Source organism: Bradyrhizobium sp. ISRA436 (assembly GCF_029910015.1).
In the GTDB taxonomy this organism is placed as follows: domain Bacteria; phylum Pseudomonadota; class Alphaproteobacteria; order Rhizobiales; family Xanthobacteraceae; genus Bradyrhizobium.
Map to the genome: position 1 here is coordinate 5,380,264 of NZ_CP094519.1, position 21,071 is coordinate 5,401,334.

General features: G+C 62.9%; 20 protein-coding genes. 12 read left to right on the plus strand and 8 right to left on the minus strand.

What is annotated here, in order from left to right:
- Window positions 1–78: 78 nt before the first annotated feature.
- A complete protein-coding gene (gene xoxF5, locus MTX23_RS25350; RefSeq protein ID WP_280972937.1) occupies window positions 79–1,884 on the minus strand; it encodes a lanthanide-dependent methanol dehydrogenase XoxF5 in 1,806 nt (601 codons plus the stop codon).
- Between the two features lie 416 nt (window positions 1,885–2,300).
- Here xoxF5 and MTX23_RS25355 point away from each other — a divergent pair, with 416 nt between their 5' ends.
- Both MTX23_RS25355 and MTX23_RS25360 read left to right on the plus strand, forming a co-directional pair.
- Entirely contained in the window at window positions 2,301–3,275 is a 975-nt protein-coding gene (locus MTX23_RS25355) for a helix-turn-helix domain-containing protein (protein WP_280972938.1), read from the plus strand.
- Between the two features lie 292 nt (window positions 3,276–3,567).
- Window positions 3,568–4,917 carry an IS701 family transposase gene (locus MTX23_RS25360; protein WP_280972939.1) on the plus strand — a complete coding sequence of 450 codons (1,350 nt, stop codon included), beginning with the start codon at window positions 3,568–3,570 and terminating at the stop codon, window positions 4,915–4,917.
- Between the two features lie 49 nt (window positions 4,918–4,966).
- Here the strand turns inward: MTX23_RS25360 and MTX23_RS25365 are convergent.
- From MTX23_RS25365 to MTX23_RS25375, 3 genes are all read right to left on the minus strand, one after another.
- Window positions 4,967–5,727, minus strand: a protein-coding gene (locus MTX23_RS25365) for an IS5 family transposase (RefSeq protein ID WP_280972083.1) whose coding sequence is annotated in 2 segments (ribosomal slippage) — window positions 4,967–5,394 and window positions 5,394–5,727 — 762 coding nt in all. Because the reading frame shifts where the segments join, the coding sequence is not laid out codon by codon here.
- 65 nt (window positions 5,728–5,792) lie between these two features.
- A complete protein-coding gene (locus MTX23_RS25370) occupies window positions 5,793–8,240 on the minus strand; it encodes a TonB-dependent receptor (RefSeq protein ID WP_280972941.1) in 2,448 nt (815 codons plus the stop codon).
- 148 nt (window positions 8,241–8,388) lie between these two features.
- Window positions 8,389–9,753 (minus strand): histidine kinase, encoded by a 1,365-nt coding sequence (locus tag MTX23_RS25375; protein WP_280972942.1) that lies wholly within the window; start codon window positions 9,751–9,753, stop codon window positions 8,389–8,391.
- Window positions 9,754–9,941: 188 nt separating this feature from the next.
- On the opposite strand from MTX23_RS25375, the gene MTX23_RS25380 reads away from it, so the two are divergent.
- Both MTX23_RS25380 and fghA read left to right on the plus strand, forming a co-directional pair.
- A complete protein-coding gene (locus MTX23_RS25380; RefSeq protein WP_280972944.1) occupies window positions 9,942–10,562 on the plus strand; it encodes a response regulator transcription factor in 621 nt (206 codons plus the stop codon).
- 24 nt (window positions 10,563–10,586) lie between these two features.
- Window positions 10,587–11,432: an S-formylglutathione hydrolase gene (fghA, locus tag MTX23_RS25385; protein ID WP_280972945.1), complete on the plus strand. Its 846-nt coding sequence runs from the start codon at window positions 10,587–10,589 to the stop codon at window positions 11,430–11,432.
- A gap of 14 nt (window positions 11,433–11,446) precedes the next feature.
- On the opposite strand, the gene MTX23_RS25390 is transcribed toward fghA, so the two are convergent.
- On the minus strand, window positions 11,447–11,959 hold the full coding sequence (locus MTX23_RS25390) for a DUF3280 domain-containing protein (RefSeq protein WP_280972946.1): 513 nt from the start codon (window positions 11,957–11,959) through the stop codon (window positions 11,447–11,449).
- A 153-nt stretch (window positions 11,960–12,112) separates the two neighbouring features.
- On the opposite strand from MTX23_RS25390, the gene MTX23_RS25395 reads away from it, so the two are divergent.
- The 6 genes from MTX23_RS25395 (at window position 12,113) to MTX23_RS25420 (ending at window position 16,996) form a co-directional block, all read left to right on the plus strand.
- Entirely contained in the window at window positions 12,113–13,294 is a 1,182-nt protein-coding gene (locus MTX23_RS25395; protein ID WP_280972947.1) for an ABC transporter substrate-binding protein, read from the plus strand.
- 14 nt (window positions 13,295–13,308) lie between these two features.
- A complete protein-coding gene (locus MTX23_RS25400; protein WP_280972948.1) occupies window positions 13,309–14,280 on the plus strand; it encodes a YVTN family beta-propeller repeat protein in 972 nt (323 codons plus the stop codon).
- A complete protein-coding gene (locus MTX23_RS25405; RefSeq protein WP_280972949.1) occupies window positions 14,277–15,098 on the plus strand; it encodes an ABC transporter ATP-binding protein in 822 nt (273 codons plus the stop codon). Before MTX23_RS25400 ends, MTX23_RS25405 begins: the two co-directional genes overlap by 4 nt.
- A complete protein-coding gene (locus MTX23_RS25410) occupies window positions 15,095–15,943 on the plus strand; it encodes an ABC transporter permease (protein WP_280972950.1) in 849 nt (282 codons plus the stop codon). Before MTX23_RS25405 ends, MTX23_RS25410 begins: the two co-directional genes overlap by 4 nt.
- Window positions 15,940–16,584 carry a hypothetical protein gene (locus MTX23_RS25415; RefSeq protein WP_280972951.1) on the plus strand — a complete coding sequence of 215 codons (645 nt, stop codon included), beginning with the start codon at window positions 15,940–15,942 and terminating at the stop codon, window positions 16,582–16,584. The genes MTX23_RS25410 and MTX23_RS25415 overlap by 4 nt, the downstream gene beginning before the upstream one ends.
- Window positions 16,585–16,717: 133 nt before the next feature.
- The gene (locus MTX23_RS25420; RefSeq protein WP_280972952.1) at window positions 16,718–16,996 is read left to right on the plus strand and encodes a copper-binding protein; all 279 of its coding nucleotides are present in this window, start codon (window positions 16,718–16,720) and stop codon (window positions 16,994–16,996) included.
- Window positions 16,997–17,028: 32 nt separating this feature from the next.
- Here the strand turns inward: MTX23_RS25420 and MTX23_RS25425 are convergent, their stop codons facing one another.
- Both MTX23_RS25425 and MTX23_RS25430 read right to left on the minus strand, forming a co-directional pair.
- Complete coding sequence (locus MTX23_RS25425; protein ID WP_280972953.1) at window positions 17,029–17,598, minus strand: PQQ-dependent catabolism-associated CXXCW motif protein; 570 nt, start codon at window positions 17,596–17,598, stop codon at window positions 17,029–17,031.
- On the minus strand, window positions 17,595–18,476 hold the full coding sequence (locus MTX23_RS25430) for a substrate-binding domain-containing protein (protein WP_280972954.1): 882 nt from the start codon (window positions 18,474–18,476) through the stop codon (window positions 17,595–17,597). The genes MTX23_RS25425 and MTX23_RS25430 overlap by 4 nt, the downstream gene beginning before the upstream one ends.
- A 185-nt stretch (window positions 18,477–18,661) precedes the next feature.
- Here MTX23_RS25430 and MTX23_RS25435 point away from each other — a divergent pair, with 185 nt between their 5' ends.
- Complete coding sequence (locus tag MTX23_RS25435; RefSeq protein ID WP_280972955.1) at window positions 18,662–19,567, plus strand: quinoprotein relay system zinc metallohydrolase 2; 906 nt, start codon at window positions 18,662–18,664, stop codon at window positions 19,565–19,567.
- Between the two features lie 46 nt (window positions 19,568–19,613).
- Window positions 19,614–20,444 carry a quinoprotein dehydrogenase-associated SoxYZ-like carrier gene (locus MTX23_RS25440; RefSeq protein ID WP_280972956.1) on the plus strand — a complete coding sequence of 277 codons (831 nt, stop codon included), beginning with the start codon at window positions 19,614–19,616 and terminating at the stop codon, window positions 20,442–20,444.
- 177 nt (window positions 20,445–20,621) lie between these two features.
- On the opposite strand, the gene MTX23_RS25445 is transcribed toward MTX23_RS25440, so the two are convergent.
- Window positions 20,622–20,981, minus strand: a complete 360-nt coding sequence (locus tag MTX23_RS25445; RefSeq protein ID WP_280972957.1) for a hypothetical protein — start codon at window positions 20,979–20,981, stop codon at window positions 20,622–20,624.
- Between the last annotated feature and the right edge of the window lie 90 nt (window positions 20,982–21,071).

Sequence of the window (21,071 nt, forward strand, 5' to 3'; positions counted from 1 at the left end):
AGCCTATCCTCGCGTGCGATTTGAAGACGGACCGGCGCATGGAGATCACCCCATGCGCCGGAACGAGGTTGAGTCAGCTCACTGCGGCAGCGCGAACACGGTGAGCGTTCCGCCGAGCGCGGTGTAGTTGCTCAGCGCAGCGTAGCCACCGACGGCACCGAGACCGGCAGTCGGATCGGTCAGACCAGCCGCAAGGCCGATGCCTGCCCAACCACCGACACCCGAGAGCACGGCAATGTACTGCTTGCCACCATGCTCATAGGTCGTGACGTTGCCGATGATGCCGGACGGAGTCTTGAACTTGTAGAGCTCCTTGCCCGTCTTGGCGTCGACGGCCTTCAGGTAGCCTTCCAGCGTGCCGTAGAACACCACGCCACCGGCGGTCGCGAGTGCACCCGACCAGACCGAGAACTGCTCCTTGTTCGACCAGACGATCTTGCCGGTCTTGGCGTCCCAGGCGATGAAGTTGCCCATGTTGGAGTCGCCGGGAGGCGGATACATCGACAGCGTCGCGCCGACATAGGGCTGACCCGCGGTGTAGCTCACCTTGAACGGCTCATAGTCCATGCAGACGTGGTTGGTCGGCACGTAGAACAACTGCGTCTCCGGCGAATAGGCCGCCGGCTGCTCGTCCTTGGTGCCGAGCGCGGCCGGGCAGATGCCCTTGACGTTGTGATCTTCGCCGGCCTTGTCGGTCGACGCGGCGTCAAGAACCTTCGGACGGCCGTAGGTCGGCGAGCTCTTGTTCATGTCGACGCCGGAGGTCCAGTTCACCTTCGGATCGTACTTTTCGGCGACCAGCAGCTCACCGGTCGCACGATCGAGCGTGTAGGCAAGGCCGTTACGGTCGAAGTGGGTCAAGAGCTTGCGCTCCTTGCCGCCGACCTGCTCGTCGGTGAGGATCATCTCGTTGACGCCGTCATAGTCCCACTCGTCGTGCGGCGTCATCTGGTAGACCCACTTGGCCTTGCCAGTATCCGGATTGCGCGCGAAGATGGTCATCGACCACTTGTTGTCGCCCGGACGCTGCTTCGGATTCCAGGTCGAAGGATTTCCCGAACCGTAATAAACCAGATCGAGCTCCGGGTCGTAGGACACCCAGCCCCAGGTGCAGCCGCCGCCGATCTTCCACTGATCGCCCTGCCAGGTCTTGAGGCTCGAATCCTTGCCGACCGGCTTGCCGAGATCAGTGGTCTTCTCGGGGTCGAACAGGAGCTGGTCATCCGGACCTTCCGAGTAGGCTTTCCAGACCTGCTTGCCGTCCTTGATGTCGTAGGCGGTCATGCTGCATTGGACGCCGAACTCGCCGCCCGAGGTCCCAACCAGTACCTTGTCCTTGATCACGAAGGGCGCCGACGTGCCGGTCTGGCCCTTCTTGGGGTCGCCGTTCTTCACCGACCAGACGAGCTTGCCGGTTTTGGCGTCGAGCGCGATCAGCGTGTCGTCCGCCTGATGCAGGAAGATCTTGCCTTCCCCGTAGGAGAGGCCGCGATTGACGGTGTCGCAGCACATCACGGGAATGACGTTGGGATCCTGCTTGGGTTCGTAGCTCCAGAGGATCTTGTTGTCCTGGGAAAGGTCAAGAGCATAGACCTTGTTCGGGAACGGCGTGTGCACGTACATCGTGTTGCCGATGATAAGCGGGCCGCCTTCGTGGCCACGCAGCACGCCGGTCGAAAAAGTCCAGGCCACCTGCAACTTTCCGACGTTCGACGCGTTAATTTGATTCAGCTTCGAATAGCGGGTGTTGGCGTAGTCCCCGGCCGGCATGACCCAGTCCTTGGGGTTCTTCGCCATCTTGATGAGTTCTTCGTTGGCGTTGGCAGCCCCGGCGGCAAACATCGCCATTGCCCCAACACCCGTCGCGTAAAGCACCTTGCGCATCGTGGATTCCTCCCAGTTTCAAGAGCTCAGGGTTTCCGTCGAAACGGCCCGCTTCTTCCATTTTGGTTCCCTAGCCGTACCCTGATCGGTTCTTGCCGACTTGCCCAAGAGAGAACACCCGTTTGCTCGAAAGCGAACCTTCGCTAATTTTTTGCCACTCCGGCCTGAATTGGTTTGGGAGGCTGCGCTTATGCTGCAAAGCATCAGGCCCGGCGGCAGCCTTCGCCGGCCCTTGTGCCCTCCAAGGTTGCGCTTGACGGCGCAAGAACTTAGACGGAGGATTGCCCAACGTTGACCGGGAGGAATCCCGTCGCTCCCCTCTGCCTCTCGCGAAATGAGGGAAAAGGCGCGGCATCTCGGGCCAGGCTTCGCGCGGTGGGCAGTCACGCTTGGGGATCGAATCGGTGGCTGGAAAGATGTCCGACACAATCCATTCACTTAACACGACCGGCTTGACGCCCAAGCGGCAAATCGAGCGCTGGTCAGACGCATTGACTGACCTATGTGGTCAATTCGAGGTCGATGCTCTGGAAGGATCCTCGCTCGAGGGACGGATCAACTACACGACGGTGTCGCGCTTGAAGCTGTGCCAGATCGAGGTAGGCCAGCATCGGATCGCGCACACGATCTCACGCATCAAGTTGAGCGAGCATCCTTACATCAAGATCCTCTTCCAGACCCATGGCGTGTCGCATTTCGAGCAGGAAGGGCGGCATTTCGACATCATGCCCGGCGATTGCTTCGCCTATGACGTATCCTGCCCGCACACCATCGTCAGCCCGTCGCTGACTCGTCATGAAGTCGTCATCGTGCCGAAGGACCTCTTGAAGGAGCGCGGCTTCCAGCTCTCCAAGATGGCGCCGTGCAAGCTGTCGGCGCGCAACGGCACCGGCCGCATCGCCTATGACTTCGTGCATGCCGCTTTCGGCGAGGCGTCGAAGCTGTCTCCGCTCAACGCGGTCGGCGTCGCCGATTCGCTGATCGACCTGCTGCTGCTGCCGCTGCGCGAGACCGGCGCGATGTTCGACCGCGGCAGTGCCGAGGCGACCTATGTCCGGGCGCAGGGCTTCATCCGCGAGCACCTGCGCGACCCCGACCTCTGCATCGACCGCATTTCCGGGGCGCTCGGCTGCTCCAAGCGCTACCTGCACATGCTGTTCAGCGATCGCGGCATGACGGTCAGCGATTACATTTGGAAGGCCCGGCTGCAGCATTGCCGGCAGGAGCTGGAATCGCAGAACGGCAAGACCATCACCGACGTCGCGTTCTCATGGGGCTTCTCCAGCTCCTCGCATTTCAGCCGGGTGTTCCGGAAATATTTCGGCATCGCGCCCTCCTCCGTCAACAAGGGTCAGCACGCCGGCATGCCGGCGGACGTGGTGCTGGAGTAACGTCTCGTTCGGCGTGCTGCAGGCACGCCGACGGGCATACGTCCTTCATGCTTCCCAGCATCAAAGCCTGAGCGCGCAACCTCAAACGGGATAGCTACGCGCTCTATCTGGCATCACGCGATCCGCGTGTGCCCGGGCACGCCAAGGCGCTCGCCGTCGCGATCGCGGCCTATGCGCTCTCGCCCACCGCCGGCGAGGGTGAGTGTCACCCACTGGGCGCGACAATCCTAGCACTACTTTGGCAGATTATCGCTTTTACTGCGTTTTTTAGGATTCCCGAATCGATTTTTCAATGATTCATGGGTGGTCGGCTCTCGGAGGGCTGACCATGGCGGAGTGGGAAGACGAACTCGAACGCTGGCTGAAGCCGTTCCTGGATCGGTTGGGTCATAGGACCCGGCGGCGGATGTGTCCATTGTACGTTGCGGGATTGATCGGTCCCGGCGACCGCAAAAGCGTTCAGCCGATGGCGGAGCGCCTTGCCGCGGGCAACTACGATCAGTTGCACCATTTCATTGCCGACGGTGTCTGGGACGCGACTCCGCTGGAATCTGAACTGTTAAATCAGGCCGACCGGCTTGTCGGCGGCAAGGACGCGGTGCTCGTTATTGACGACACCGCAATGCCGAAGAAGGGCGAACGCTCGGTTGGCGTCGCGCCTCAATATGCGTCCTCTCTTGGCAAAACGGCAAATTGCCAAACGCTGGTGTCGCTGACCCTTGCGCGCGGCGAAGTGCCAGTAATGGTCGCGCTGCGTCTCTTTTTGCCCGAAAGCTGGACGAGCAATGTGTCTCGTTTGAAGCGTGCTCGCGTGCCGATCGAACACCGAACGGCACGATCCAAGCCGGAAATTGCTTTGGCCGAGGTTGACCGAGCGATGGCAGCCAACGTGCGCTTTGGATGCGTGCTGGCGGATGCAGGATACGGGCTTAGCGCACCGTTTCGACAGGGGCTAACAGAACGCGGCCTGGCCTGGGCCGTCGGCATCCCTCGGCATCTCAAGGTGTATCCGGTTGATGTACAGCTCATTTGGCCGATTACCAAAGTCCGCGGGAAGCCACGAAAGCACCACGTACCAGATGTCTTATCGATTGCGGCAGAACAAATGCTGGCCAGCGCCAAATGGAAAACCGTGAGTTGGCGCAGCGGAACGAAAGGTCGTCTGACAGCCCGATTTGCTGCTGTCCGTGTCCGCACCGCCGACGGCCCTCCGCAGCGGATTTGGGACAAGGGTCAGCAGCATCTCCCAGGCGACGAGGCCTGGCTCATTGGCGAGCAACGCGCCTCCGGGGAGAAGAAATACTATCTCGCCAATCTCCCGGCGGCGACGGATCTGCGCACGCTGGCCGCAACCATCAAGGCACGGTGGATTTGTGAGCAGGCGCATCAGCAGTTGAAGGAGGAGCTTGGACTGGATCACTTCGAAGGGCGATCATGGCAAGGTCTTCATCGCCACGCCCTGATGACCATGATTGCCTACGCCTTCCTGCAACATCGTCGCCTCGCACACGCGGGGCGGAAAAAAAAGAATCAACGGGCCTCCGCCTCAACCAACCATGCCCGCCGTACGTCACGCCATCGTCGATCTCATCCTTCGGCCGCCGTCTCAGCAGTGCCCATATTGCCGAAAGCAAATCCTTGAAAAGCAGTCGCGCAAACACATTCTGCCAAAGTAGTGCTAGGGTTCAGACTCAATTGATCCAATAGGCGACGATGGCGGCGAGGTGCACGGCAGCCAAGAAGTTTCTGGCAAGTTTGTCGTAGCGAGTTGCGACACGCCTGAAGTCCTTGAGGCGGCAGAAACAGCGCTCGATGACGTTGCGTCCCTTATAGGCGCGTTTGTTGAAGCTGTGGAGGATGACCCTGTTGGATTTGTTTGGAATGACGGGCTTGGCACCACGATCGACGATTTCGGCGCGAAAGCCGTCGCCGTCGTATCCTTTGTCGCCGATGAGGGCAGACATGGGTGGCGCGAGTTCCAAAAGGGCCGGCGCGGCGGCAATATCTGCGTCCTGGCCTGGAGTGAGATGAAATGCGCAAGGTCTGCAATCAGGGTCGCTCAGCGCGTGGATTTTCGTGGTCCGCCCGCCGCGCGAGGAGCCGATCGCCTGTTCATGCTCCCCCCTTTTCCGCCGCTCGCCGAGCGATGCGCTTTGATCGAGGTGGAATCGATGGACAAAGTCACGCCATCCTTTCCGCAGCGGGCGAGCGCTTCAAAGATCGCCTGCCAATGTCCGCGCTTGGCCCAGCGATTAAAGCGATTGTAGATCGTCGTGTAAGGACCATAGTCGGGCGGACAATCGCGCCAGCGTGCGCCGCACTGAAGCATGTGAATGATACCGCTGATAATGCGTCGATCGTCATCGCGCGCCGGGCCAGTCTGGTTCGTTGGCAGATGCGGCTTAATCTGAGCCCACTGCTTGTCGTTCAGCCAGAACAGCCCCTTGCGCACCTAACTCCCCCGTGCCGAATCAATCCAACGCGAGGGAATCAGAAATCGCTAATTAGGTACAGACCCTAGAACGTTGCCTTAAGGCCTGCATAGAAGGCGCGTGGCCGCGCTGGGCTGAGCGAACGCGGATCGGTGAAGGGCGCGCCGCCATTGGCGAAGTTCGGCAGTGTATCCGTTTCGAAGAAAGTGCCATAGGTCGCGTAGCGCTTGTCGAAGATGTTGTCGATGCGGCCGAAGAGCTGGAATGTCTTGTTGATCTGGTACGAGGCGTGCGCGTTGAAGACAGCATAGGACGGCAGCTTCGGCGCCTGGTTGGATTCGTCGCCGACGAAATACTGACTGCTGACCCAGAGGGCATCGCCACCGATCTTGAACGCGTCGGTCACGGCGTAATCGAAGCCGGCCTTGACGCGATGGCGGGGCACGGCGGGAATCTGGTTACCCGGCAAGATCTGGACGTTGCCGTTGGCGTCCGCAAACGGGCTGTTCGAGCCGACTTGCAGCGAGTCCAGGAAGCGGGCGTCGATGAAGGAGTAGCTCGCATAGACCTGGAACGCTGACGATTTCAGGTTGACCTCGGCCTCGATGCCCTGCCGGCGCGTCGAACCGACATTCTGGTAGTAGCCGTGGCCCGGTAGAAGCGGGCTCGGAATGGCGAGGATATCGTCAGTGTTCTTGGCGCGGAAGCCTCCGAGCTTCCAGCTCAGTGTGCCGATGTTGAGGTCCTTGGTGCCACGCAACCCCGCTTCGACCGTGTGCGACACCACTTGCTTGAGGTCCGGGTCCGACACCAGGAAGGCCGCAATGGTGCAGGGATTGCTCGGATCGGCGCAGCCCAGCTCCAGCGGCGTCGGGGCGCGATTGGCCTCCGAATAGCCGGCATAGGCCGTCAGCTCCGGCGTGATCTTGAAGGTGCCGCCGATGATGGGATTGAAGCGGTCATATTCGTGGGTGCCGTTCAGCGCGGTGCCGAGCTGGTCCTCGAGCGAGATATGGGCCGCGTTGAACCGGCCGCCGCCGGTGATCGAGAACCTGTTGGTGACGTCGAAGGTGTCGAGCGCGTAGATGCCGGTGTACTGGTTGGTGGTTCGCAGCGACACCGGGCCGATCTCACCGACCGTGGGATTGCCGGATTGCCCGAGATAGATGCCGCTGCCTGACAGAACATAATCCGTACCGATGGTGGCGAGCTCGGCGCTGGCGTTGAACCAGGTGACACTGGTGTCGTAGCTGCCGCCGATGGTGAAGCGGTTGTCGTGCCCGAACAGCTTGTCGTCGTTGGTCGCCTGCAACGAGAAGCCGGCGGTGGTCGACCGTGTCGACGTTCGATCGATCTCGCCAAGGAATGCGCTTGACGGGAACGGATTGCTGAGCTGGACGCCGTTCACGTCGTTGGCCGGCGTTGCACCGTCGCCGAAGCACAGCAGTGTCGGATCGTCGCAGGGCTGCACGCCGGTCGGATTTCCGTCCACGGTCTTCTGGCCAAAGAAGCGCAGATGTGCGGCGCCCTCGATCGTCCAGGTCGGGGCGGCCTCGACCTTGCCGGTGAGGTTCAGGTAGCCGACGCGATTCGCAGTGGTTTGCGGCGTCGTGTAGGTCGCGCCCCAATATTGCTGCAGCAATTCGGCCGGCACGGTGACTGTGGCGCCGAACTTGTTGTCGGCAACGCCCATGCTGAGATGGAATTCGTTGACGTCGTTCCTGTAGGCGACGTCGCCGTAGAAGCGCCGGACGTCGGACTGCGAGAAGTTGCGGAAGCCGTCGTCGTGCACGCCCTCGAGGGCGCCGTAGACGGCATAGTTGTTGTCGGTCTGCTTGCCCCACTGCGCGGAGCCCTGGATGCGGCCGAACGAGCCGCCCATCACGTTGAGCTCGGTGCCGTGATAGCTGAAGCCATCCTTCATCTGGAGGTCGACCGCGCCGCCCAGCGCATTCAGGCCGAAGGCCGGATTGTTGGTCACAATGGTGGCTGACCTGATCGCCGCGGTCGGGATCAAATCCCAGTTGACGGTGTCGCCGAAGGCTTCGTTGATGCGAACCCCGTTCTGGTAGACCGCGAGTCCTTGGGGCGTGCCCGACAACGGCGAGGCGACGAAACCGCGGAACTCCAGGTTCGGCTGGAATGGATTGCCGGAGACCTCGTTGAGGTTGACGGACGGCACGTTATGCAACAGCGCGTCCGTGACATTGGGCGAGCCGGTCCGTTCGATCTGCTTGCTGTCGACGACGTTGACGCTGGCAGAAACCTTGTCGGCATCGATTTCGGAGGCGGACGACGCTGTGGCTGCAGGCGCGGTCGGTATCACAACTCTCGGCCGGGGACGAACGATGCGCGGGCCCTCCCGCGAGCGACTGCGCTTGACGCCCTCGCTCGGCGCCGTGACCTCAACGGGCGGCAGCGTTTGAACGTGCTCGGACCCGCCTTGAGCAAAGGCAGCGTCTTTGCCAACGACAATGCCAGTCGCGATTGATGCGACCATCACAAATCGCACGCCGCCCATCTTCCCACCCATCGACGGCCGGCCTTGCTTGTCCCCGCCGGTTCGTGCCGCGATACTAGTGAGCAGGTTGCACGCCACGCCACCGAAATCTGTTCCCGAAAGATTCGGGAATAATTCCCGAAGAGAAGGCGAGCGATAGCTCCCCAAGCTGGTACGGCCTTCAAGCCTGCATGGCTTTGGGAACGAGAGCCTCGACCGTCACGCCATCATCGCCGGAGTCGACGTTGAGCGTCCCGCCCAATGCGAGGATCCGTTCGCGCATGCCGGTCAGACCTCGCCCAAGCCTGTAGTCCGGTCGGAGACCGCGGCCGTTGTCGCTCACCCTCACCAGCGCGCATCCCCGGCTGTCGCGCACGCCGGTCTGCCGCTCCGCCGGTTCGATCGTGATGCTGACCGCGGTCGCGCCGGCGTGCCGGAAAACATTGGTGAGCGCCTCCTGCACGATGCGATAGATCGTCAGATCGGCCGTCTCGCCGGTGTCGCCGAGCGCGCTCGAAACGCTGCTCTCGATCTCCACCTCGGGATGCGTCTCGCTCCACAACCGCACCAATGCACCGAGAGCCTCGCGAAGCCCGAGTTCGGCGAGACCGGCGGGCCGCAACCGTTCGAGGATACGACGCGTGAATTGCTGAAGCGCATTGACCTGTTCGAGGATGGCATTGCCGTGCTTGCGCAGCGCCGCCGGATCCGGCTTGTCGACCTCCGCCATGCGCATCAGGGCGCCGGCGTGCGCGCGCAGCGCAAACAGATAGGGCCCGAACTCGTCGTGCAGCTCGCGTGCGATCTCCTTGCGCTCGGAATCCTGCAACGACACCGCGCGCTCGGCGAGCTGCCGCTTGCCGTCCACGGCCTCGCCCAATGTCGCCGCCAGATGGTTCAATTTGGAACAGATCGCGGCCAGTTCGGGCGATCCCCCCGGCTCGACGCGCACGTCGTAGAACCCTGCCTCAATGCTGGTCATGGCTTTTGACAACCCTTCCAGCGGCGCAAGTGCGCGGCCGACCACCAGCATGGTCACCAGAAAGAGCGCGACCGCGATTGCAGAGCCGACCTCGACCTGGCTGACAATGCCGTCCCAGATCTCGGCCATTTCGTCGTCGGGGTGCGAGGTGATGAGCAGCGATTGCAGCTCGTCGTGAATCGAAATCGGCACCCGCACCGAGGTCTGCTCGGGATGGACCAGGGCGACGAACCATGCCGGCGGAGTGCGCGGATTGCCGGTTTGCTCCGCGGGCTCGGACGCTTTGGCCGTCGCGTCATCCTGCCGCGTGATGCTGACATGGCGCAGCCGGCTCAGGTCCTGGACGATCTGATCGAGCCGCGCATCGGGATCCGGCGTCCCCTTGAGGCCCGCAACGATCGTCTCGACGAACTCGCGCGCCAGCCGGATCGTGCTCTGGTCCTCGGCCTGCACCCGAGGTCCCGCGTCCAGCACGAGCCGCGCAATATTGACGCCCAGTCCGATCAACAGGATCAGCGCCAGCAGCAGGTTGATCCGTGCGCGCAAGGATAGTTTTCGCCACATTGCGTTGCCCCTGACCGCGAAGTCCTCCTCCCAGAGGATCGTTGACAGCCAAACTTGCCCGGCTATCTAATCCCACCCTACTGCAATCCCGCACGAGGTGTACAACCGGATTGGAACCGGTGTTCGCCTGCACGTCGTGCAAGCTGATGCGATGATGAACGGATCGAAGCGGGCCGACGGGAAACACCATGCGCATTCTGATCGTTGATGACCATCCCATCGTCGCGTCGGGTTGCCGCACCGTGTTCGCCGACGATCCCGATGTCGTGCTGCTGGAAGCGCCGGACGCCGAGAGCGGCGAGCGGGCCTTTGTCGCCGAAAAGCCGGATATCTGCGTGATCGACATCAACCTGCCGACGGTCTCGGGTTTCGAGCTGGCGCGCCGCATCCTGGCGCGCGAGGCGGGAGCCCGCATCATCATGTTCAGCATGAACGATGATGCGGTGTTTGCCGCCCGCGCCATCGATATCGGCGCCAAGGGCTACGTCTCCAAGACCGGCGATCCCAATGATCTCCTGGAAGCCGTGCGCGAGGTCGGCAATGGCGGCGTCTATCTGCCGCCCGCGATCGCGCGCAGCGTCGCCTTCGCGCGGCCGGCCTTCGCGCAGAACCCGCTGTCGAAGCTGACATCGCGCGAGATGGAAATCCTGCGCCTGCTCTCCTCGGGCAAGAGCCTGTCGGAGATCGCCTGGCTGGTTCATTCCTCGTACAAGACGGTCGCCAACACGTCATCGATCATGCGCCAAAAGCTCGGCGTGCGCACCTCGGCGGAGCTGGTGCGATTGGCGATCGAAAGCGGCGTCGCCTGACGCTACGCTCCGCCGTCAAGGAACATGACAATGCAGATGGTTTCCCAGAACAAATCCCATGGCGGCGTCCAGGGCGTGTATCGGCATCCGAGCCGCGAGACCAAGACCGATATGACCTTCTCGGTCTTTGTCCCGGCCCATTCGGCAGGTGCCAAGCTGCCGGTGGTCACCTATCTGTCGGGACTGACCTGCACCCACGCCAACGTCACGGAGAAGGGCGAGTTCCGGCAGGGATGCGCCGAGCTCGGCCTGATCTTCGTCGCGCCCGACACCAGCCCGCGCGGCGAAGGCGTGCCCGGCGATCCCGCCAATTCATATGATTTCGGGCTTGGGGCGGGCTTCTATGTCGATGCGACCGAAGCGCCGTTTGCCCGCAATTATCGGATGTGGAGCTATGTCACCGAGGAGTTGCCTGACCTGATCGCCGAGCAATTCCCTGTCGATACGGCACGGCAATCGATCCTCGGCCACTCCATGGGTGGTCACGGGGCATTGACCGTGGCGCTGCGCCACCCCGACCGCTATCGCGCGGCGAGCGCGTTTGCGCCGATCGTGGCGCCCTCGCAGGTGCCATGGGGCAACAAGGCGCTCGGTGGCTATCTCGGCAGCAACAAGGCTGCGTGGCGGAAGCACGACGCCGTCGCGCTGATCGAGGACGGCGCCCGCTTCTCCGACCTGCTCGTCGACTATGGTGATGCTGATCAGTTTCTCACCGAGCAGCTCCGCCCCGAACTGCTGAAGACTGCATGCGAGAAGGCCAACATTCCCCTCACCCTGCGGCGCCAGCCGGGCTACGACCACAGCTACTACTTCATTTCAACGTTCATGGCGGATCACCTGCGCTGGCATGCGGCCCGCCTGAAGGCTTGAACTTTCGCTAAACTCTAGCGCGACTGCGGCGCGCCGTAATTCGGCGCGAGCAGGCGGTTGCGCACGAGATAGTCGGTGGCGCGCTGCCAGGACTCGTCGGTGTTGCCGCGCATGTCGACGCTGGCAGCCGCAAGCAGCTTCCCGCTATGGACGTCGCGCAGATAGAGATTGATGTTGAGGATGAGATTGGAGACCTTCTGTACCACGCCGGTGATCGCGAGATCGGCGCCGAGTTTGTCAGCCAATGTCACGTCGCATCCGCCGCAGGCCTGGAGATGGCTGCCGTGCGCCGCAGCATTGACCGGCGCAATATCGACAACCCGGAACTTGCCGGACTCGGCCAGCTCCTTGCGCACCTGATCGCCGACCCGGCCGAGCCGGGCCTGCTCATCGGCCCGCGGCCCGCTCACCTCGCCCTGCAGACTGGTATCGATCATTTCGAAATCGAACACCGCGAGCTTGGGCGGTTCGGCATGTGCCGCCGACATCACCAGCGTTGCAACGATGACAATGAACGTCGATCTCATGATTGTGAACCAGCCAAATTTGTAATCTCGCAACGCCAAAAGGCGGGGTTGCAAGCTAGGACAATTTGGTCATCTTGCAAGCCAAGGCATGATCCGGAAGAGTGCAAGCCGGTCTTCATGCTCCGACAACGAGAAGACGTGACGGGAGGAATAATGTTCCGATGGCTGATCGCCGCGCTCGCGCTCGGCCTGGCGACAAGCCAGGCGCTGGCGGCGGATCCGGTCGAGATCCATATCGGCTATCTCGGCCATGCCGGCGTCAAGGAAACGCTGTCGCTCGCCGAGCAACCCGCCGACAACAACGGCATCGCGGGCGCGCAGCTTGCGATCGACGACAACAATACGACAGGCAAATTCCTCAACCAGCACTTCGTCCTCGATGTGGTGCGCGTCAAGGACGGTGACGACATCGCCAAGGCGGCAACCGATCTCGCCGGACGCGACGATTATATCATCACCGACCTGTCTGCCGATGCGCTGCTCAAGGTCGCTGACGCCCTGCGCGATCGCGGCACGCTGCTCTTGAATGCGGGTGCAACCGACGATCGGCTGCGCGAGCAGGACTGCCGCGCCAACGTCGTCCATGTCGCGCCGACGCGCTCGATGCTCGCGGATGCGCTTGGCCAGTATCTGGTGTGGAAGCAGTGGAAGCGCTGGCTGCTGGTGGTCGGCTCGCATGAGCCGGACAAGCTTTACGCCGACGCGCTGCGCCGGGCGGCCACGCGCTTCGGCGCCAAGATCGTCCAGGAGCGGACCTTCGAGGACACCGGCGGCGCCCGCCGCACGGACAGCGGCGTGACGCTGATCCAGCGCCAGATGCCGGTGTTCACGCAGCAGGCACCGGCCTACGACGTTCTTGTCGCGGCCGACGAGAGCGAGGTGTTCGCCGACTATCTGCCCTATAGGACCTGGGACCCGCGGCCCGTGGCCGGTTCGGCCGGCCTGGTGCCGACCAGCTGGGACGCTGCACATGACCAATGGGGCGCCGTCCAGATTCAAAACCGCTTCATGAAGTTGAACATGCGGCACATGACTGCGCTCGACATGCAGGCCTGGACCGCGGCCCGCATGATCGGAGAGGCAACGGCCCGCACCAATTCCGGTGACCCGAAGAAGGTCATCGCCTTCCTGAAGGGACCGAACTTCTCGGTCGCCGCCTTCAAGGGCACGCGGCTGACCTTGCGGGACTGGAATCTGCAGCTCCGTCAGCCGATCCTGCTAGCCGACGGACGCATGGTCGTCTCGGTGTCGCCGCAGGAGGGCTTCCTGCACCAGTTCTCCGAACTCGACACGCTCGGTGTTGACCGGCCCGAGACGAAGTGCAAGCTGCAGTGAGGGAGATTTAACGCATGTGGCGCCGCTGTTTGTTCACCGGGATGCTCGCCTGGCTCGTCGCCGCCGCACCGGCGTCCGCATACGTCGCCTACGTCTCTAACGAGAAGGGCAACACGGTTACGGTGATCGACACCGACAAATGGACCGTCACCAACACGATCAAGGTCGGCCAGCGGCCGCGCGGTATCGAGTTCTCGCACGACGGCAAGTTCGTGTGGGTCGCGGTGGGAGACGACGACACGATCCAGGTGATCGATACCAAGACCCGGCAGATCGTCGACACCCTCCCCTCCGGTCCCGACCCCGAACTGTTCACCCAGGACGCCACCGGCAAGATCATGTATGTCGCCAACGAAAACGACAACACGGTCACGGTGATCGATCTCGAGAAACGTGCCCGGCTCGGCGACATCCAGGTCGGCGTCGAACCCGAAGGCATGGCCGTCAGTCCCGACGGCAAGATCCTGATCAACACGTCCGAAACCACCAGCATGGCGCATTTCATCGACACGACGACGCGCCAGGTGGTGGCCAACGTGCTGGTCGACTCGCGACCGCGCTTCGCCGTCTTCAAGCAGGACGGTTCCGAACTGTGGGTCTCCTCCGAGATCGGCGGCACGGTGTCGATCATCGATCCCGCCAAGCACGAGGTGACCGGCAACATCACCTTCGCCATTCCGGGCCTGCGCAGCGAGGCGATCCAGCCTGTCGGCATCGGCATGACCAAGGACGGCAAGACCGCGTTTGTCGCGCTCGGCCCGGCCAACCGCGTCGCGGTGGTCGACGCCACCACGCACAAGGTGCTCAAATATCTGCTGGTCGGCCAGCGGGTTTGGCACATGGACTTCACCCCGGACGAAAAGTACCTGATGGTCACCAACGGCGTCTCGAACGACGTCTCGGTGATCGATGTCGCCTCGCAGAAGGTGATCAAGACCATCCAGGTCGGCGAGTTGCCCTGGGGAGTGACGATCGGGAAGCCATGACAGCAACGGACGCGCACATCGCAAGTCAGCCTTTGCCGGACCCGGCTCCCGGACCCGGCGCAGCGGTGCAACCCGCGCTGTCGATCGACAATATCAGCCACAGCTATGGTTCGCGCCGCGCCCTGATCGACGTCAACTTCACCGTGGCGCCGGCCAGCTTCACGGCCCTGCTCGGGCTCAACGGCGCGGGAAAAAGCACGCTGTTCTCGCTGGTGACGCGGCTGTTCGGCATCCAGAGTGGCCGGATCAGCATCTTCGGCCACGACATCAGCCGGGCGCCCGGCGAAGCGCTGCGGCTGCTGGGCGTGGTGTTCCAGCCGCGAACGCTCGACCTCGACCTCTCGCTGACGCAGAACCTGCTCTATCACGCCGCGCTCCACGGCATTTCGCGGCGCGAGGCGCGCCTGCGCAGTGCCGAGGTGCTGGGCCGCATCGGTCTCGCCGATCGCGCCGGCAGCAAGGTGCGCAACCTCTCCGGTGGCCAGATGCGGCGACTCGAGATCGCCCGCGCGCTGCTGCACCGGCCGCGGCTGTTGCTGCTCGACGAGGCGACCGTCGGGCTCGACGTCAAGGCGCGCGCCGACATTCTCGATCACGTCCGGCAACTCGTCACCGAGCAGGGCATCGGCGTGCTGTGGGCGACGCATCTGTTCGACGAGATCATGCCGAGCGACGATCTGGTCGTGCTGCATCAGGGCAAGATGCTGGCGCACGGCCAGGTGTCGCGCGTGATCGCCGATGCCGGGGCCCAGGACGTCAACACCGCGTTCATGCGCCTGACCGGCACGCAGACGCTCACCGGGAGGCCGCCATCATGAGCAGTACGACGGTTACACCCGCACGAAGCGGCTTCTCGCTGTCGGAGTACATCGTCTGCCTCAACGGCATCGTGTGGCGCGAGGCGCTGCGCTTCCTGCATCAGCGCGAGCGCTTCGTCTCGGCGCTGGTCCGGCCGCTGGTGTGGCTGTTCATCTTCGCCGCCGGCTTCCGCCAGGTGCTCGGCATCTCGATCATCCCGCCCTACGAGACCTACATCCTCTACGAGGTCTATATCGCGCCCGGCCTGATGGCGATGATCCAGCTCTTCAACGGCATGCAATCCTCGCTGTCGATGGTCTATGACCGCGAGATGGGCAACATGCGGACACTGCTCGTGAGCCCACTGCCGCGCGGCTACCTCTTGTTCTGCAAGCTGCTGGCCGGCACGGCCGTTTCCCTGCTCCAGGTCTACACGTTCCTGCTGATCGCGTGGTTCTGGGACATCGCGCCGCCGACGATCGGCTATTTCACGGTGCTTCCGGCGCTGGTGCTGTCCGGTCTGATGCTCGGCGCGCTGGGCATGCTGATCTCGTCCGTCATCAAGCAGCTGGAGAATTTCGCCGGTGTGATGAACTTTGTGATCTTCCCGATGTTCTTTGCATCATCGGCCCTCTACCCGCTCTGGCGCGTGCAGGAAGGCAGTCCGATGCTGTATTACGTTTGCCAGTGCAATCCCTTCACCCATGCGGTGGAGCTGATACGGTTTGCATTGTACGGCAAGATGAACTGGGTCTCGCTCGCAGTGGTTGGAGGCTGCACCGTGGTCTTCATGATCGGCGCCATCGTTGCATACGATCCATCGCGCGGCCTGGTACGCCGCGGGCCTGGCGGAGGCGAGGCATGAAATGGCACATCGAAATGTGGCGGATCACAATCTGGCGGATCGCGCTCGGCGCGCTGTTCACCGTCACGCTGTGGAACCAGGCGGCGCTGGCCGTGGACCCGCGCTATCCGGACTGGCCGTGCGCCCAGGCCAAGGTGCCCGAAATCTCGGTCGCCGCCGTCTGGGCCGGGCCGCCGCTCGATGACGCGGAAAGCAAATGGAAGGACGATCCGAAAGTCAGCGCACTGGTGGCGAAGCTTTCGGCGCGCCGTGTCCCGCTCGATGAGGCGGAGAAGGAGATCACCAGTTTCCTGTCGGCTTCGGCGGTAGACAAAGCCAATGCCGGAAAGCTGCTGTTTGCCGGCCTGTTCGATACGCTCAATGCGCAGCGCGCATCCGTCATGAGCGGACTGGAGCGCGTCATGCGCAAGCAGCGCCAGGCGGCGGAGAAGATCCGCACCGATACGCTTGCGCTGCAGGCGCTGCAGGACGCCACGCCGCCGGACGAGGCCAAGGTCGGTGAGCTCGGCAATCAGCTGACCTGGGAGACGCGGATCTTCGAAGATCGCCGGCACGTGGTGAAATATGTCTGCGAGGTGCCGACCACCATCGATCAGCGCCTTTTTGCGCTCAGCCGCGCGATCCAGCAGGAACTGGACTGACGTCTGCGGCGAGACACCTCGGATATGCTGAGCAAACGTCCACGACAAAGTGCGGAACCAACCCGTCCACCTCTCCGTTGTGTCCAACTATCTCTGAAATTGGGAGACATCGATGAGAGCAGCTAAGATCGCCATGACCAGCCTTGCCGCCGCAAGCTTGGTCACGTCAGCGGCTTTGGCCCAGCAATCCATGTCGGGGCTGATCACCAAGATTGACCGATTGGCCGGAACCATCGCCATCCAGCCGATACAGTCTGGCACGGTCGGGGCAGCCGGCGGCACGCCGCAGGAATACAAGGTGCCAAAGGGACAGTCGCTCGAAGCCTTCCATGCCGGCGATAAGGTCAGCTTCTCGACCACCGAAAACAACAGCAGCAAGACGATCGAAAAGCTCGAGAAACAGAAGCCGTAGCGGCTCACGGACCGGCGCGCGAACCGCAGGGATCATTTCTCCTCGCCGGCCCGCGGTTCGGGCTCGGCGGGTACAAGCGGCAGAAGAGCCCGCTCCCAACCGTCGGTTCCATCCGGATACCACGCGACGTTGCGATAGCCGTAGGACAGCACGCGCTTGGCCGCGTTCCAGGACATCCAGCAATTCTCCTGGCAGTAGATCACGAGCAAGGTTGCGGTGTTGCCTCCGGAGGCATGGACCAGCCCGCGCTTCAGATAATCCTCCGTCGATGCGGCGAGCATGCCGTAGCCGGTATCGGGCAACCAGATGCTGCCGGGAATATCGAGGCGCGGCCTGTCACGCCACACCGTGCCGACAGGCAGGTTGGCCGGCTTTGGCGCGCGCGGCAGCACGTCGATGAAGGCGCCGGACTTCTCGCGCCAGATGGCCTCCGCTTCCTCCGTGGTGAGCACGCGTGCGCCCGCCAGCGTCGCAGGCACCGGGGTGCGGTAATCCTCAGTGCGATAACCCTCGGGTTCTGCAGGCGCCAGGATGTCCTGCGCGAAAGCAGGCGCCGCCGCGAGGAGCATCGCGGCAAGGACGGCCGCAGACAATCCGATCATGGCGACTTGTTCACGGTCTCCAGGCCGATGAGCTGGTCATTCTCGTCGAGGAGCGGCACGCCGTAGTCGAGCAGGATCTTGTTGATCGCCGGCTGGTTCTCCTTGATCAGGCGATTGAGTTGCCGCTTCCAGTTCTGATCGGCCGCCCGCACCCCCATGCCGATGCGATACACGAGCTTCGGCCCCGTGGTCTCCTTGACCAGCGGCGTGACATGCAGCGGCGGGTTGACCTTCTTGGCATAGAAGCCTGCCATCGGCCCCCACAGGATGCCGGCGTCGATCTCACCCTTGGCGAGATCGTTCATCATGTCCTGCACGGATGAATCAAAGCGCGTATCGATCATCAGCGGGTAAGGCTTCGCATTCCCCATCAGGCCGGCGATGGCCATATTTGTCGCGGGCGGCGTACCCGCAATGATGCCGATATGCTTGCCCTTCAGCCGCTCATCTTCCAGTGTTGAGACGTTATCGAGCCCGCCGCCCGGCTTGGTGACCAGGGCGTAAGCCGTGCGGTAATAGGGATTGGTTCCCTGCGCGAGGTCGTCGCCCTGCGGGAATCCCATGATCACATCGCAACGATGCGATCCGAGCGTCACCCGCACGAAGCCTGTCGCCTGCGGAAAATACATGTAGTCGAGCTTCTTCTGCAGCTTCTCCGCGAACAGCTCGCCGATCTTGTTCTCGAACCCCTCGCCCTTGTCGTTCGAGAACGGCAGGTTGCGTGGATCGGCGCAGATGCGCAGGACCTTGGGATCGACGAGTTCGATGGAGAGTTCACCCTGCTCGTTGACCTGGGCGCGCGCCATGTCGCGTCCGATGAAGCAGGCGATAATGCCGACAAGCGCGAACAATACAAGACGACATCCGACAATTCTCATCACATAGTCTCCTCTCGATCGGATGGGTCGCCATCCATAGATTGCCCCGCGCACCGTGGCATGCAACAGGAATAATCTTCGCGACGGCGCCGCGTTGCTTGTTGCAATGCAAACCGGGAGCTCAAGCGATCGACCGCGCGCCCCGGCGAAACTAAGGCGGGAACATGACACATGGCGTTTCAGTGATGGTGCTGCTCCTGATGCTCGGCGCGCCGACCATAGCGCGGGCGCAGGAACCGGAATTGCCTGTAAGCGAAGTCGCCCCGGGAATATTCGTGCATGTCGGGGTCGTCGCGCTGATGACGCATGAGAACGAAGGTGCCATCGCCAATGTCGGGTTTGTCGTCGGCGACAGCGCCGTCGCCGTGATTGACACCGGCGGCAGTGTCCACGAGGGGCGCCAGTTGCTGGCCGCGGTCCGCAGCCATACCGACAAGCCGATCCGCTATGTCATCAACACACACGCCCACCCGGACCACAGCTTCGGTAACGCCGCCTTCGTGAACGAGGGCACGAGCTTCGTCGGCCACACGAACCTGCCGCGCGCGCTGGCCACGCGCGGGCAATTCTATCTCGACGGCTTCCGCCGGACGATGGGCGACACGCTGATCGACGATGTCCGCATCATTCCACCGACCGTTCTGGTCAAGGACACGCTCAAGCTCGACCTCGGCGGCCGGATCCTCACCCTCGAGGCATGGCCGGCCGCGCACAGTGACAACGACCTTACGGTGCTTGATGAGCGGACCAGAACCCTGTTCGCCGGCGATCTGGTGTTCCTGACCCATATTCCGGTGGTCGACGGCAGCCTGAAGGGCTGGCTGCGTGCGCTCGATGACCTTGCCGCCATCCCCGCGCAGCGCGTGGTTCCCGGTCACGGAGCCGTGAGCGAATGGCCTGCGGCGCTCGCGGACGAACAGCGTTATCTCGGCACGCTGGCCGTGGACGTTCGCGCGCTGATCGCGAGCGGCAAGCCGATCACGGAGGCGGCCGAACATGCCGCAGCGTCCGAACGAACCCGCTGGCAGCTGTTCGACGATTACAACGCGCGCAACGCAACTGCAGCATTTTCGGAAATGGAATGGGAATAGCCGTCGCGGTGCCCTATAGTGACGCGGCCACATGGGATCAGCGACCATGCTTCGACATCGCATCCGCCTGCTCTGCCTCGCCAGCCTTGTGTCGGTCGCGCTGGCTGTACCCGTCGCGCCCGCGGCAAGCACGGATGCCTACGATCCCTGGCCGGGGCTCGTCCAGGACATCTTCAACAACCGTCCGATGAACGATGGCAGCGACGTCATCGGCATCGAGATGCCGGCGCGGGCGGAAGACGCCGCGATCGTCCCGGTGACGCTGCGCACCAAGCTGTCGCCCGGTGACAACCGCCGCATCAAGACGATCACGCTCGTGATCGACCAGAACCCCGCGCCGATGGCAGCGAAGTTCACGCTGGCTCCGGACGCCAACGTCACCGAGATCTCCACCCGGGTCCGCGTCAACAACTATACCAATGTGCACGCCGTCGCCGAGCTCAGCGACGGCAAGCTCTACGTAACCAAGACCTATGTGAAGGCGTCCGGCGGCTGCTCGGCGCCGGCGGTCAAGAACGCCGAAGAAGCGAAGAACCGGCTCGGTCAGATGCGCTACCGGCAATTCGCAAGGCCGGAACAGGGGCCGGCGAGCAATATCCGCGAAGCCCAGATCATGATCGGCCATCCCAACAATTCCGGTCTTCAGATGGATCAGATCACGCACCTCTACATCCCGGCCTTCTTCATCAACGAACTGCACCTTTGGCAGGATGACAGCCCGGTGCTGGCGATGGAGGGAGGAATCTCGATCTCCGAGGACCCCAATATCCGCTTCACCTATGTTTCGAACGGGGCGAAGCACTTCCGCGCCGAGGCCAAGGATACCGACGGGCATGTCTTCCAGCACGAATGGAATGCCGACGCTTCCGGGACCTGACGCCCGTAGCGGGCACGGACGCAAGGTTCACTGCATCACATGACATACCCTCATCCTGAGGGCCCGCGAGACGCGGACGTCTCGATGTAGGCCAAGAACAAGGCCTCATGGTTCGCTTGGCGATGCGCAGCATCGTCCAGAGACGCGCGTTCCCGCGCGCCTCGCCATGAGGGGCTGTTAGAAGCACCTGACTTCGGCTTCCGCCTGCGCGCGCCGCAGGTCGTTGAGCGCGTTCGTCGCCTGCTCGGACGAGCGGAACTGCGTTCCCAGATTGCCGCGCACCTGCGACATGCTCAATACGGTCTCGGCCGTGACATAGCGGTCATAGGGTATGAGCGACGCAACGACGTCCACCGAGCAGGAACACTGCTCGAGCGTCTGCCGGGTCTCGCCGTTGGCCTTCATGCAGCCGAACACATATTCGGCCCGCGCCGAGGTCGGATAGTCGTTGACCTCGTCGGCCCGCGCGCTCATGCCCGTCGCGGCGAGCATGGCCGAGACGGCGACAATCGGTCCTAGCATGCCAGCTCGTGCCATGGTCCTGCTTCCTCTTCTCCTGCCGCAGGCTATGCTATGAGTCGACGACAGAAAAGAAAACATTCGAGGAAGTGGCTCACGAGGCAATGA

Bases quoted from the DNA above. Each gene is read 5' to 3' on its own strand.
- xoxF5 (WP_280972937.1), bottom strand. From the start codon at position 1,884: ATGCGCAAGGTGCTTTACGCGACGGGTGTTGGGGCAATGGCGATGTTT.
- MTX23_RS25355 (WP_280972938.1), top strand. From the start codon at position 2,301: ATGTCCGACACAATCCATTCACTTAACACGACCGGCTTGACGCCCAAG.
- MTX23_RS25360 (WP_280972939.1), top strand. From the start codon at position 3,568: ATGATTCATGGGTGGTCGGCTCTCGGAGGGCTGACCATGGCGGAGTGG.
- MTX23_RS25370 (WP_280972941.1), bottom strand. From the start codon at position 8,240: ATGGGTGGGAAGATGGGCGGCGTGCGATTTGTGATGGTCGCATCAATC.
- MTX23_RS25375 (WP_280972942.1), bottom strand. From the start codon at position 9,753: ATGTGGCGAAAACTATCCTTGCGCGCACGGATCAACCTGCTGCTGGCG.
- MTX23_RS25380 (WP_280972944.1), top strand. From the start codon at position 9,942: ATGCGCATTCTGATCGTTGATGACCATCCCATCGTCGCGTCGGGTTGC.
- fghA (WP_280972945.1), top strand. From the start codon at position 10,587: ATGACAATGCAGATGGTTTCCCAGAACAAATCCCATGGCGGCGTCCAG.
- MTX23_RS25390 (WP_280972946.1), bottom strand. From the start codon at position 11,959: ATGAGATCGACGTTCATTGTCATCGTTGCAACGCTGGTGATGTCGGCG.
- MTX23_RS25395 (WP_280972947.1), top strand. From the start codon at position 12,113: ATGTTCCGATGGCTGATCGCCGCGCTCGCGCTCGGCCTGGCGACAAGC.
- MTX23_RS25400 (WP_280972948.1), top strand. From the start codon at position 13,309: ATGTGGCGCCGCTGTTTGTTCACCGGGATGCTCGCCTGGCTCGTCGCC.
- MTX23_RS25405 (WP_280972949.1), top strand. From the start codon at position 14,277: ATGACAGCAACGGACGCGCACATCGCAAGTCAGCCTTTGCCGGACCCG.
- MTX23_RS25410 (WP_280972950.1), top strand. From the start codon at position 15,095: ATGAGCAGTACGACGGTTACACCCGCACGAAGCGGCTTCTCGCTGTCG.
- MTX23_RS25415 (WP_280972951.1), top strand. From the start codon at position 15,940: ATGAAATGGCACATCGAAATGTGGCGGATCACAATCTGGCGGATCGCG.
- MTX23_RS25420 (WP_280972952.1), top strand. From the start codon at position 16,718: ATGACCAGCCTTGCCGCCGCAAGCTTGGTCACGTCAGCGGCTTTGGCC.
- MTX23_RS25425 (WP_280972953.1), bottom strand. From the start codon at position 17,598: ATGATCGGATTGTCTGCGGCCGTCCTTGCCGCGATGCTCCTCGCGGCG.
- MTX23_RS25430 (WP_280972954.1), bottom strand. From the start codon at position 18,476: ATGAGAATTGTCGGATGTCGTCTTGTATTGTTCGCGCTTGTCGGCATT.
- MTX23_RS25435 (WP_280972955.1), top strand. From the start codon at position 18,662: ATGGTGCTGCTCCTGATGCTCGGCGCGCCGACCATAGCGCGGGCGCAG.
- MTX23_RS25440 (WP_280972956.1), top strand. From the start codon at position 19,614: ATGCTTCGACATCGCATCCGCCTGCTCTGCCTCGCCAGCCTTGTGTCG.
- MTX23_RS25445 (WP_280972957.1), bottom strand. From the start codon at position 20,981: ATGGCACGAGCTGGCATGCTAGGACCGATTGTCGCCGTCTCGGCCATG.